General features: G+C 65.4%; 7 protein-coding genes. 2 read left to right on the top strand and 5 right to left on the bottom strand.

All coding sequences use genetic code 11. The features are described 5' to 3' along the window. Positions 1 to 2,099, top strand: a 2,099-nt coding sequence (locus ABFE16_03860) for a hypothetical protein (protein MEN6344413.1), incomplete at its 5' end; no start/stop codon positions are given. Between the two features lie 236 nt (positions 2,100 to 2,335). On the opposite strand, the gene ABFE16_03855 is transcribed toward ABFE16_03860, so the two are convergent. The 5 genes from ABFE16_03855 to ABFE16_03835 all read right to left on the bottom strand — a co-directional run bounded on the left by ABFE16_03855 (position 2,336) and on the right by ABFE16_03835 (position 12,239). After that, a complete protein-coding gene (locus ABFE16_03855; protein ID MEN6344412.1) occupies positions 2,336 to 3,130 on the bottom strand; it encodes a response regulator transcription factor in 795 nt (264 codons plus the stop codon). A gap of 700 nt (positions 3,131 to 3,830) precedes the next feature. Then, complete coding sequence (locus ABFE16_03850) at positions 3,831 to 5,738, bottom strand: choice-of-anchor Q domain-containing protein (protein ID MEN6344411.1); 1,908 nt, start codon at positions 5,736 to 5,738, stop codon at positions 3,831 to 3,833. Between the two features lie 233 nt (positions 5,739 to 5,971). Continuing rightward, on the bottom strand, positions 5,972 to 6,805 hold the full coding sequence (locus tag ABFE16_03845; protein ID MEN6344410.1) for an NAD(P)-dependent oxidoreductase: 834 nt from the start codon (positions 6,803 to 6,805) through the stop codon (positions 5,972 to 5,974). Between the two features lie 31 nt (positions 6,806 to 6,836). After that, the gene (locus tag ABFE16_03840; protein ID MEN6344409.1) at positions 6,837 to 8,180 is read right to left on the bottom strand and encodes a hypothetical protein; all 1,344 of its coding nucleotides are present in this window, start codon (positions 8,178 to 8,180) and stop codon (positions 6,837 to 6,839) included. A gap of 243 nt (positions 8,181 to 8,423) precedes the next feature. Further along, complete coding sequence (locus ABFE16_03835) at positions 8,424 to 12,239, bottom strand: family 78 glycoside hydrolase catalytic domain (protein ID MEN6344408.1); 3,816 nt, start codon at positions 12,237 to 12,239, stop codon at positions 8,424 to 8,426. A gap of 193 nt (positions 12,240 to 12,432) precedes the next feature. Here ABFE16_03835 and ABFE16_03830 point away from each other — a divergent pair. Next, a partial coding sequence (locus ABFE16_03830) for a hypothetical protein (GenBank protein ID MEN6344407.1) occupies positions 12,433 to 12,812 on the top strand: 380 nt, incomplete at its 3' end.

Below are 12,812 nucleotides of genomic sequence, written 5' to 3'. Positions count from 1 at the left end.
CGAACCCGAAGACGGGCGCCTGGCCCGACTTCCATGTCTACTGCAGGACCATCAACCTCACCGGCAAGCAGGCCTACCGGGTGAGCTTCCGGGCGCGAAGTGACACGCCACGGATGATCTCGCCGGCGATGTACGACACCACCGGCGGCGTATGGTCACATCTCGGAGGGCCTCCGGGGCTATTCCACCGGCAGGTTGCGCTGGCCCGAGATGCCGGCGTGAACCTGGTGTCCTTCAGCGCGCCGGTCTGCTGGTACCCGCCGGAACAGGAGCAGGACTGGGGACCCGTGGATGCAGTCTGCCGGGGCGTTCTCGCGGTGAACCCGGAGGCGCTGCTTGTGCCGCGCGTATCGGGTGAGCCGCCTTCGTGGTATCTGCAGCGGCACCCCGAGGCGCAGATGGTCTATGACGACCATGTGGGGAACCGCGCCAGTGTCTCCAACCGCGAGGCCCGCAAGGCAGTCTGCGAGCAGCTTGAGAAGCTGTGCCGGCACCTGTGCGAGGCCTTCCCCGACAACTTCGCCGGTATCCACCCGTGCGGCCAGAACACCGGCGAGTGGTTCTATGCCGACTCCTGGATGCGCCCGCTAAGCGGCTATGACCCGGCGACGATTGCGGCCTTCCGCGACTGGCTGAAGCAGCGGGGCATCGCCGGTGCCGATACGGCACAGCCACCGACGGCCGAGGAGCGGCGTGCCCATCCCCTGGGCTACCTGCGCGACCCGGCCAAGGAGCGGCTCCTCGTGGAGTTTGCACGCTTCCAGCAGCAGGAGATGGCCGACCACGTGTGTGCTATGGCTGCCGCCTGCCGCAAGGGAACGGGTGGCGAGAAGCTGGTGGTGTTCTTCTATGGTTACTACTTCGAGTTTCCACCCCTCTCCAACGGAGCGCCGACCAGCGGGCACTACGCGATGGAGAAGGTGATGAGCTCCAGGGACATCGACATCCTGTGCTCGCCGATCTCCTACACCGACCGCCAGTGGGCGCAGAGCGGCCCCTGCATGAGTGCTGCGGAGAGCGTCAAGCGCGCCGGCATCCTGTGGCTCAACGAGGACGACACACGGACCTACCTCGACCCACGGCAGCAGGAGGCGGCTCAGGAAGGCACGCGCGTTGACCTGAAGCAGACCCAGCAACTGATGCTTCGCAACACAGCCCAGGCCGCACTGCGTGGCTTCGGAACCTGGTGGATGGACCTGCCCGGCCAGGGCTGGTTCAGCGATCCTGAGATCTGGAAGGAGCAGGTGCTGCTCAAGCCGGTTGAGGAGGCCATGCTTGCGCGGACGAAGACCTTCACACCGGACATCGCGGCCATCGTCGGCGAGGACAGCATGTGCCATCTGACCGGCGGCTCGGCGGTTGCGGCAAGGCCACTGATCTATGAGGGGCGGGCAGCCATCGGGCGCTGTGGCGCTCCCTACGGGCAGTATGCGCTGGTGGATGCCACTGCCGGGAGGATTCCGGCGCGTCTGCAGCTCTTCCTCGCCGCCTGGTCGCTGACGCCGCAGCAACGAGCCGACCTGCAGCGTAACCGCGCTCAGGGCACCACTCGCGTCTGGTGCTGGGCACCGGGGTACCTACTCCCCGACCGGGCCGACGTGGCTGCGATGACGCAGATGACCGGGTTCCGGCACCGGCTGGTGGACTTGCCTACTGCCGAAGTGACGGCGACGGCGGAGGGTCAGAAGCTGGGGCTTGCGGCGATGTGGGGACCGACGGTTCCGATCCAGCCGCTCTTCGCTGTGACAGACGCCAGGCCGGAGGAGGTGCTTGCCACCTACTCGGACGGCTCAGCGGCGGTGGCGATGCGCCGAAGTGCTGCCGGGCTTGATGTGTTCGTGGGCGTGCCGATGCTGACGCCGGAGCTGGTGCGGGCACTCGCGAGGCTCTCGGGTGTGCACCTGTATGCGGAGACCGATGTGACGCTGTGGGCTGCCGAGGGGCACCTGTCGCTGCATGCGGTGAGCGACGGACCACTGACCCTCGACGTGGGCAAGGCAGGCCCGGTGTTCGATGCGCTGGACGGAAAGCAGGTAGGCGTGGGGCCGAGGTTCGTGCTCCCGGTCAGCAAGGGTGATAGCCGGGTGCTGCGGTTCTAGGCGGGGAAGCTGAGGAAGTGCGACAACGAAGGCCAGTGGGAATCAGGTGGGGCCACGCCCATGGAGCGTGACCCCACCGGAGCCCGCATAAGGGAGAATACCGGGAATTCCCCCCACCCAACGGGCCCCAAAAGCGCCCTTCAGCCCCGAGAGACCTCCCGGTGGTCCCTCGCTATGCCCTCGCACCCACCGCCCGGATCTCGCGAGGACGTGCTGACTCGGCACCCAGATCGTTGTCAGCCTGCGTGGCCGACCAACCTCCGCGCCGTGGGCGCAAACTGCCTGCGGAAGAGGTGCTGCGGCCGCTCCCTCTCGATTGACCGGGACTCAGTCCGCCGTTCGCCGTCCATCAGGCGGTAGCCTATGCCCCGCACAGTCACGATCCGCGTGGGATGATGCGGGTCGTCCTCGAGCTTGCGGCGCAGGCCATTGATGTGCATCGTGAGGCGGTGCTGCGCATCCGTGGCGTCGGCCCAAAGGGCCATACAGAGGTCGGTGCGGGAGTGCACTCGCCCGGCATCGCGCATCAGGACGGCCAGCAACTCACTCCCGATCGGTCCCAGACTGACCGTGCGTCCGTCGACCCGCGCCAACTGTCGCCGCAGGTCGAGCTCAAGTCCGTCTGCGCTCCACAGGTCTTCCTCAGCCGTTGTCGGTGGAGTAGGTGTGAGGCGCCTGAGCAACGCCCTGGCCTTGGCGGCCAGCAGTCGGGCGTCGAGCGGCTTTCCGACAAAATCGTCGGCCCCCAACTCCAGGCTGACAATCCCCTCGACAATGTCCGAGTCCCCCACGACGGTGATGACCCCGCATCCGGCCTCGTTGACGATCCTCCGGCAGATGTCCAGACCATGGTAATCCGGCAAGGCCAGGTCAAGGACGACGAGATCGGCGGTCTCACGCTCGAGGATTTCGGTGCACTCACGTCCGCTCACTGCAGAAACTACGGAGATCCCCGCTTCCGCCAGTTTGGCAGCCGCGGGCTGCTGTACTGCCGAGTCGGCACTTACTACCACGGCCCTAGCCCCACCCATGTTCGTATCTCCTCTGCCATGTCGAAGGGTCCCAGCACTGGCGCTGACTAGGAAGGACGCGGGCCCCTGCTTCGCCGTGGCCGCCGACCAATTCCGGCGGCGCTCTCCGGGTGGGCGGAGTTGCGAAACGGGGCTCAGTACCAAAGGCCGGCGTCTGGAGAGGATTGGGCAAACGGACTCGGGGCGGTAGAGTCCTGCCTGAACTGCTGAGCCCCTTCGCTGACCGTGGGGTGGATCGTGCTGTGATGCAGGGGGATCGATGAGGACTGCGAGGCAGCGAGTGGTCCGTTTGGAGCGGCATGCCGCTCCCTTCCGGTGCCCTGACCCTCCGGCGGCGCATCCCCTTATGCCTGAAGACCTGAAGGCAGCTATCCTGACCAAGCATAGGAACATGTGCCAAACTTGTCAACAAGTGGTAGCTAAAGCTTGACACACGATTCAGGCCGCGGGCCGATTCACGACGTCACTCTGTCTTTTCGGCGCCACACATACCTCCACTGGGGCCTCTTAATGTCTACCGAACCAAGCTTTCCTGTGCGAAGAGACATGTTCCTGTGATCTGTGTAAGCACAGGTAAGGCATTGTCAGAGGGGCTCGGTCACCCAGTCTGCGGCACCGCAAACAAGGGGGACACCGGTGCAGGATAGGGGCTCCTGCACCGGCAGTACACTGTGCAAACCGGAGGGCATGGACGCGAGGGTTAGGGACGTGCCACGTACTCGTAGGCGCCGAGATCTGGAGTGCGGCCAGCCCGAACCGCGGCGCCTGTGATGTCGGTCGGGCAGCCCAGATCTGTGCCGGCATCGATGCAGGGCGAGCCCGGCTGCAGCCGGTAATCGTGAGCGGCCATGTCCACGAAGAGCGGATCGGCCACGATGGAGTGTGCGTCCTGTTTGTACTCCTGCTGGTACTGAGCGAACTGGGCCATGGTGTAGGGATGGTCCTTGAGGTTCATCATCGTGCCGGCGGCTTGATACCAGAGGTTGTGGTCGAGAGCCAGGGCGTCGATCTGCTCGCGGGTCCACTGCGGCGCGTAGATCGAGTTCGTGACGGACTCGTAGAAGAGGTTGTTCTTGATGACGACGTCGTGGATCTGCGCCGGACTGGCGTAGAAGCACAACTGGCGGCCGCTCGGGTCGGGACGCTGCGTATGGCCCCAGCCATGCCCGGCGTTTACGCAGGTGTTGTTCACGAACTGGATATTGTACGTCTCCGAGGTCTCCGGGCGGTTCCAGTACTCGAAGGAGTACTCGGAGTTGTAGATCACATTGTTGCGGTAGATCAGGTTGTACTCCTTGACGTCGGCGCCGCCGTTCTGGTTGGTCAGCGCTGCGTCGTAGACTTCCCAGATGCGGCAGCGCTCTACGAGGTTGTCGTGGGCGCCGCCCCAGAACTCAATACCATTGCCGAAACGGACGGTGCGGACCCCGCCCCCATACTGGTCTCCGCCGCCGATGAAGGAGATGTCGCAGTCGAGCACCGTGATGTGGTGGGTGCTTCCGCCTCCGATCCCGTGGGCACCGGCGTACTTGAGAGCCAGGTTCTCGTAGGTTACGTAGGACCGGCCGCTCTCCTCGATCGTGTGCCGACGGAGGGCACACTCGAGGACACGCCACTTCAGCGCCGGGTTCTGCTCGGAGCGCAGGTACAGCTTGCGCTCGCGCTCGCTGTACCAGTAGTCGCCGGGGTTCCTCAGGTCGGCGAGCTTCCAGCGCTTGACGCCGCAGCTCTCGTCGTTGCCGAAGATGAGGTTGCCCACATCCACCGGGAAGAGGCCGTCCGAGGGCATCTCGTTGGCGTCACAGGGCTCGAAGGCCATTGAGTCCAGCTCGAGCACGGCACCGGCCGGGATCGTGGCGCCGAGGTAGAAGGTCAGGCGGGCGTTGTCGGAGGTGGTGTTGGCCTGGAAGTACTGGACCACGGTGACGGGCTCAGGGCCCACGTCGAAGACCGCTGAGCTCGGGCCGGCGGAGTAGCCGGTCCAGGGGAACTCGGCGGCCATGAGACGCGGCATCTGCAAGGCGAAGGGCATGGAGGAGCGCACTCGTGCAACCAGTCGATAGGTCTTGCCCTGGGCAAGGGGGATGCCAGCCGTGATGAGCTGGATCTGATTCCCCGCCGTGCCGGGTTTGGTGCAGGAGATCTGGTAGACGTCCGGGTCGGTCGGGGTCTTGCCGGGGATCAGCGTCCCCTTCGCCTCTGCCCCACCTTCGACGTGCAGCCCCCATCCCAAGGCCATCTTCGCCGGTCCCGGAGGTGGCGCTACCGTGGACTGGATCTTGCCGCCTGCGGACCAGATATCGTTGCCCAGGTCCGTCCAGTCCTCGGGGCGATTGCAGGCGACAGAGCCAAGGATAGCGGGTTTGGGGCCTTCGCCGTAGGCGCCGTAGGTGACAACGCCTTCCTCGCTGCCGCTGACGGGGAGAAGGGTCCCACGCCAATGGTCTCCGCGGCGGAACAACACGCGATCGCCCGGCTTGAGCGTTGCGGCATTGACGCGTGATAGAGACTGCCAGGGTGTCTGAGGACTGAGGCCGTCGTGGTCATCGGCCCCGCTCGTGGCGACATAGTAGGTTGCAGCTTGTGCCGAGGCTCCGCAACTGGACAAGAGAATCACTCCCAAGCAGAGGGCCAGACCCGCAGAAGCGACTTGGACCTGGCTCCGGTGACTGACAAAGAGCGTCGGCATCGTGCAGACCATCTCCCAGTGTTGGCGAACTGACTGCTCCGGAGGGCTGAGTTCGCCTCGCCGCTCGCGCTCCCCTTCCTCTCAGAACGCAGACGGGGACAGAGCCTCGTATCGGCCTGTCCCCGCGGTTGGTCGGTGAAGTGTGGAGCGTCTTAGCGCTTCGGGAGCACCTGGGCAACGAATCCGAGTTCCTGCTCGATCTTGTCGGTGCAGAAGAGGCCGTCGAACTCGTGTCCGGGTTGCTCGAAGTAGGATAGGTCGACGTCGTTACCCCACCAGTTGCGCAGGACGTCGGCGACCGGATCGGCTACCCAGGAGAGTGGGCCTGTCGCGTTCATGACCCGCACTCCCGGCTTGTGGGCTGACTCGACCGCGAGGGTGAAGGCACGGACGGCATCGCTGAGGGCCATGATGGTGATGCTCCCCACGGCCCACTGTCCCAGCGGTCCGACCTTGCGCAGAGGCGGCAGCTTCTCGTCGTCGATGACCGTGGAGAGGCGGAAGTTGATGACGTCGATGTCTTCGTTCTGGCGCTGGTAGTACTTGCAGACCTGCTCCATCAGGAACTTCGAGATACCGTAGCCGTCGCGGTCCAGGCAGGGATGTTCGTCGGACATGGGCAACTCCAGCGGCCGGAACTTCGTGCTCTGGAAGCCCACTGCGGCGGTCGAACTGGCCGCGACGAACTTGCGGCATCCACGGTCCATGAGGTACCGCATCAGGCAGCGCGTGCCCTCTACGTTGACCAGGATTCCGTCGCGCTCCAGGCAGCCTCCGGTGACGGCGGCAAGATGCACGACGGCGTCGATGGCATACTTGTCGAGGTGACGAAGGTCCTCAAAGGCGCTGAACTCACCGCGGATCCAGGTGAGTCCGGGGCCGGGACTTTGGCGGCTCATGCAGAGCACCTGGTGCTTTGCCGATAGTGATCGCGCCAGGGCGTTCCCGATCAGACCACTCGCGCCGGTAACAAGAATCGTGCTCACGTTGATGCGCCTCCAAGGGTGGCGGTTTCGGTTAGGATTGGGTCCAGTCACCACGTGCGGCGAAGTCTCGGAAGGCTGCAAGAGCCTTCTCCGGTCCGAGGTCGGTCAGGCGCGCGGCTCTGGCCGCCGTCAGCGGAGTCAGTGCGCCGACGGCTTCATAGAACGTGTTCTTGGCCGCCACCGGCTCGGTGCACTGCGTGTAGGGAAGTGCTGCGTAGCGGGCGAGCAGGCAGTGCCCGACCATGATGCGAGCGCCCCGCAGGAAGCTGGACTTGAACTCGCTGAGGACCCCGCCGCCAAGGTCATCGACAAAGGGCAGCCCGGCCTTGTTCATCTCGGTGCCGATGTTGAGCGGCATCCCGAGGTCGTCGGCTGCGGCGACGATGGCCCGCAGGTTTGCCACCTTGGTCGCCTTCACGGCGGCGTCGGCGTAGTTCCAGTTGCGGTCGGGGATGATGTTCACGGCGGCGCAGCCCTTGGCGGCCAGGCACTCGAGCATCGCCCGACCATCCTTCTCGCCCTCGCTGGTCCCGTCGAGCCAGGTGACCATCGGCATCGCGTCGCAGGCCAGGACCCACTGGGCGAACTCATCAGCCGGTGGGAAGGTGTCCACGGAGGGCTGCACGTAGCCGAGACCGCCCTTCTTGGCGAGTCGGGAACGGACCATCTCCTCCAGCGCGGGCTTGCCGTAGGCGGCCTTCACGGTCTCCAGGTCCTTGCCCAGGATTCCGGCCCAGAACTCGATGGCCGCCTCGTCGCTACCTGCGGCCGCACGAGCCTTGTTCACGTAGGCTCTGATGATGTGGCGCTCCGTTGCTGAGCCGGAGGGTGTCAGCGGGAGAACGTCGGTCGCGTAGTCGACGGCAGCGCTCGGCAGGTGTGGGTTGATGCGGTCGATGAGGGCGAGGTTCCGCGCCCCGGCACCGTCACGGTAAGCCTGGAGTCCCGCTGCCTGAGCTGACCCGGGAGCAGGCTGATGCGTGAAGCCGGCGCCCATGATGTAGGTGACGCCCGGCTCGCCCGGGGAGGTGATCTCGACCTCGGAGTACTCACGCAGGTACACGCGGGTCTCGAGGTTCACGGTTGCACGCAGGCCGAGAAGCGCGCTGGCGGCGTAGAACTCCTCCAGACCGTCGAGGACGTCGAAATCGCACAGACCGGCGGCATAAAGGCCGGCCCGGTGGGCTGCCCAGGCGATGTGCGACGGAGACCAATCCTGGGCGTTGTAGGAGAAGAAGGAGTGGAAGTGCAGGTTGTGGTTGTCAGTGGGTTTCGCGGGTGGGAGCTTCAGTGCCGCAAGCCCCTCCAGGGCCTGACGGCGCTCCTGCGCATCGAAGGAATCAAGCTGCTTTTCACGATCGCACTGGTTGGTCACTGGGGACTCCTGCCTTGTCTGTTAGCGGTGATCCTGGTCGGCGTAATTGTACACCCGGAGGCAAGCTCGGGCACGGGTTGCTCTTGCAGACGGCACCTCACCCCCTGCCCCGTCTCCACGCAGCGGCGAGGGGGTAACGGCAACGGCGCTTCACCCCCTGTCCCGCATGCACTCGTGGCGAGACAGGACTGAGAGCCAGGGGCACACCTGGCAGCGTGCCAAAGGCGAATCGAGGCACCACAGCTACTTCGCTTCGAGGCGCGCGTGGAAGTTGTTGTAGGCAGCCTCCAGGCTGTCGCCGGTCTTGCGTGCCTGGGTGGTGATGCCCACACGCAGGTCTTCACGCCACGACACGGGCACCTTCGCCAGGAGCCTCTCGTCGAGATAGAGCTGCACCGCGTCGCCGTCATGGACCATGGTCATCCGGTGCGAGCCGGGGTCGGCAGAGGACAACAGCTCCGTCCCGGTGCCCTGACGACCATTCATATTGTACGACCAGTGGCCGCGCTCCGTGTCCTGGCAGAACATCAGCCAGTTTGCGGAATCACGCCACAGCCACAGACCGCTGCGAGCACCACTGCCGTCAGGACGCAGGTTCAGACGGTCTACCTGCACCCGCAAGACCTGGCCCGGCTTGATCGTGAAGCCGCCCTGAGACATCAGGGTCTTCCCGGCCCAGTAGTCGACGCTCGTGGTCCCCGAGACACGCAGCGCACCGTTGAGCAACTCGGGGCGAAGTCCGGAGGGAGCATCACTCTCCAGACCCTGATCGAGGATCTCCCAGCGGGCGGGGTCGATCGAGAGCCCGGTGAAGTCGTCATGGAGTTCAGACAGGGGCCTGGGCGGCTGCGGAAGTGCGAAGGCCGGTGGCGGTGGAGTTCCGACGCCGGTCGCCCTGAGTTGGTAGCTCCCGGCAAGGGCTCGGAAGGTCACACCGTCGGCGTCAGCGCTCAGAAGGGTTAGGCCCTCGACCGTGGCGACACTTCGGCTTCCCTGGACGATCTTCTTCGCGCCCTCGGAGATGGGGATGTCGCTCCTGCCGAAGGTTGGGACTGTCACGAGCGCGGAGGTGTTGGCCGGGACCGTGACATCAAGCGTCAAGTCGCCGCCCTCCAGCTTCCAGTTGCTCACCACAGTTCCATAGGGGCAGTCCAGGCTGGCCTTGACCCAGGTGAGGTCGCCGACGGGCTGAGGAGCGATGCGAAGGGTGCGAAAACCGGGCTGCTCGGGGCCGATCCCTGCGAGGGATTCGTAATACCACTCGCCGACCGCGCCGAGACAGAAGTGGTTGCGCGAGTTCATCCCCGGTCCGGCCTTGTCGCTGTTCCACAGCTCCCAGACGGTCGTCGCGCCCTGCTTGACCATGTAGCCCCAGGAGGGGTAGGTGGTCTGCTTGGCCAGCTCCCAGGCGAGGGCGTGGTAGCCGTTGGTGGACAGCACCGGGTTCAGGTAGCCGGTGCCCAGGAAGCCTGTGGAGAGGTGTATGCCGCGCTTGAGCACGTCCTGGGCCAGATTGGCGGCCACAGCAGCCTGACGATCCTCCGGCACCAGTCCGAAGAACAGCGGCAGTGCGTAGGAGGTCTGTGTGCCACCTGGGTACTTGCTGGTAGCGGGGTCGAAGTAGCGGGCATTGAAGAGGTCGCGGGTCTTGGCCGCCATCTGGGCGTACTTGTCCGCGTCGGCGGTCTTGCCCAGGGCCTTCGCCATCTCGGAGAGCAGCACGCAGTCGTAGTAGTAGTAGCCTGCGCTGATGGGCTTCTTCGGTGAACCCACGACGGCGATCCAGTCCCCGTAACCGTCGCGCTCGTACAGGCCGTCAGTCAGGTGGTTGGTCATGTAGTCGACCCAGCGGGTCATACAGTCCCAGTTTTCCTGCAGGATTCGCAGGTCGCCATAGTGACGGAAGGTCTGGTACGGGACGATGATGCAGGCGTCGCCCCAGGCAGGGGCAGCCGGCCCTCCACCACCGGGATTCACGTCGCGGACGGCGCCGTCGTCGCCCTGGCTGTCGCGGATATCCCGCAGCCACTTGGTGTAGAAGCGGTTCATGTCGAGATTCCAGCAGGAGGTGTTGGCGAACATCTGGGCATCGCCGGTCCAGCCAAGCCGCTCATCGCGCTGTGGGCAGTCGGTCGGAACCGCCCACATATTGCCGCGCTGCCCCCAGAGGATCGCGTGCTGGAAGTCGTTCACGACCTGGTTGGAGCACTCGAAGCGCCCGGTCTGCGGGGAGTTCGAGCAGATCATGCGAGCCGTGAGAGTGTCGGGTGAAGGGCGACCGGGGAAGCCGGTCACCTCGGCATAGCGGAAACCATGGTAGGTGAAGCGCGGCTCCCAGACCTCTTCCCCACCTCCGCGGAGGAGGTAGGTGTCGGTGGCCCTGGCGCTGCGCAGATTCGCGGTATACAGGGTCCCGTCCGGATTGAGGACCTCGCCGTGACGGAGGACGACCTTCGTGCCCGCGGGTCCCTGAACCTTGAGACGGCACCAGCCGGTGAGGTTCTGGCCGAAGTCGAAGATAAACACGCCGGGCGTGACCTCGCGGACACTGATCGCGGGAAGGTCCTGGATGGGCTGGATCGCTTCCTTGGCCTCGGGCACCAGCGTGGTCATGGGCTGGTCGGAGTAGGCAACGGCGGCCCAGCCGGAGTCCTTGTATCCAGGCAAGTCCCAGCCCTGCGGATCGAGGCGAGCATCGAAGGACTCGCCGTCGTAGAGGTCGTCGGCGTAGACTGGGCTCGGAGCCACGCTCCAGGAGTCATCAGTAACCACTGAACCGGTCGAGCCATCGGCGAAGACCAGGTCGAGCTGAACCAGCAGCCGCAGGGAGTCGCGATCACGTTGGCCCCGCCCGCCGAGGATGCGCCCCTTCCACCAGCCATTGCCCAGGACAGCCCCGAGGGCGTTGCTGCCCTGGCGCAGTTGCCCGGTCACATCATAGACCTGGTAGGGAACGCGCTTCGCAAAGCTGGTCCAGCCGGGAGTGAGGAGGTCGTTGCCGACCTTGCGCCCGTTGAGGCGGAGCTCGTAGGCACCAAGACCGGACACGCTCACCAGGGCCCGCACGGGAGCGGAAGGCAACTGGAACTCCTTGCGCATCAGGCAGGAGCGCAGAGGTGCGGTCGTGCCTGAACCACCGGCGCCCCAGGGCTCCATCCCGTAGGGCCCGAGGACGACGACCGGGGTCCAGGCTGAATCGGCAAAGCCCAAGCCAGACCAGCCGGCTGTCTCCTGGGCAGCGGTCTTCCAGGAGGCGTCGCCGGTGACCCACTGAAGGGTACCGTCGGTGAACTCCACGCGGAGACTGCACAGGAGGCCACAGGCGCCCGAGCCGTTGGTCGCTGTGGCGGCGAGGACGTTCGGCCCGGCCTGCAGCACAGAGGCCAAATCAAAATCGTAGGTCTTCTCCCAGTTGTCGCCGGCACCCACGCGCTTGCCGTTGAGGAAGAGGGCAAAGGAGTCGTCGGCGGAGCAGTGGACCCGAGCGCTCTTGAGGGTCTTGCCCGCAGGCAACTGGAAGGTGCGACGCAGGTAGATGGTGGCCCCATCGACGCGACGCTGCGGGTGCCAGATCCAGCTTCCCTGCTGCCAGGCCGAGATCACCCGCTCGGGCCGCTGTACCTCGATCCACCGAGCCTTCCAGTCGCCGGGGCTGAGGAGCCCGACGCGATAGGAGGCCGGCTCAGACCACGCGGAAGGTGCGCTCAGCTGGTCCCAGGTGCGAACCATCCAGAAGTACTCGTGTCCGGGCTGCAGCGCCGGGCCGGTATAGAGCACGTTCTGCGACTGGCGGGAGCTGATCTGTCCGCTGTCCCAGACGTCGGCAGAATCTGTGCTGAGGGCCTGCAGGCTAGAGGCGACGCGAATCTCGTAGGCGGTCTGGGCTGCGCCGCGGCGGGTGTCGGAGACCCACCAACTCAGACGCGGCTGAAGCGTGTCGAGGGTCAGCGGGTTGGTCTGGTATTCGCAGCGCAGATGGGTAGGACGCTCACTGGCGGCGAAAGCGGAGCAGGTGAGGAAGGACAGCAGAATCAGCACGGAGGCGGCCAGTCGTCTCATGCGCACGTCACCTCTTTGCGGAGTCCAGGCGCGGGGCAACTGGCTGGACAGTTCCCCACTGACGGCTCCTCGGCCTGCCTGCAAGGCGGGCACAAGAGGCGTCGAAAGGTATCAGCGGCGACACGCGCGAAGAACCGAGGAGACGGCGGACAGCTCACACAGGGACGGAGAGTGAAGCCGTCAGGTGATTGCGATGCGAATCCTCCAGGTGCTTGTCGGCGGGGTGATGATGCTCTCGATGGCGGCCACAGCGACAGCCCAGAACACCCAGACTGCGCCCGTGCAATACGCTGTCGAAATCGGCAGAGCGCTCGAACCCACGAGGAAGATCGTGTTCAAGCGCGTTGCCGGGCGCGAGCTCACTCTCCATATCTTCGAACCCGAGGGCCTCAAGCCGGGCGAGCAGAGACCGACCTTCGTGGCCTTCTACGGTGGCGGCTGGGCAGGTGGTGAGCCACGGAAGCTCTACGCCTTCGCCGATCATATGGCGAAGCTGGGCATGATCGCGGTCTGCCCCGAGTACCGGGTGATTGGCAAGCCGAAGGGCACCACTCCCTTCGAGTGCGTGAAGGA

The sequence above is a fragment of the Armatimonadia bacterium genome (genome assembly GCA_039679385.1).
Taxonomy (GTDB): domain Bacteria; phylum Armatimonadota; class Zipacnadia; order Zipacnadales; family JABUFB01; genus JAJFTQ01.
Note: the sequence above shows the minus strand (reverse complement) of the source record. Positions and strands in the feature narration are given on the sequence as shown.

Excerpts from the sequence above, each read along its gene's own strand:
- ABFE16_03835 (MEN6344408.1), bottom strand. The coding sequence starts at position 12,239 with ATGAGACGACTGGCCGCCTCCGTGCTGATTCTGCTGTCCTTCCTCACC.
- ABFE16_03855 (MEN6344412.1), bottom strand. The coding sequence starts at position 3,130 with ATGGGTGGGGCTAGGGCCGTGGTAGTAAGTGCCGACTCGGCAGTACAG.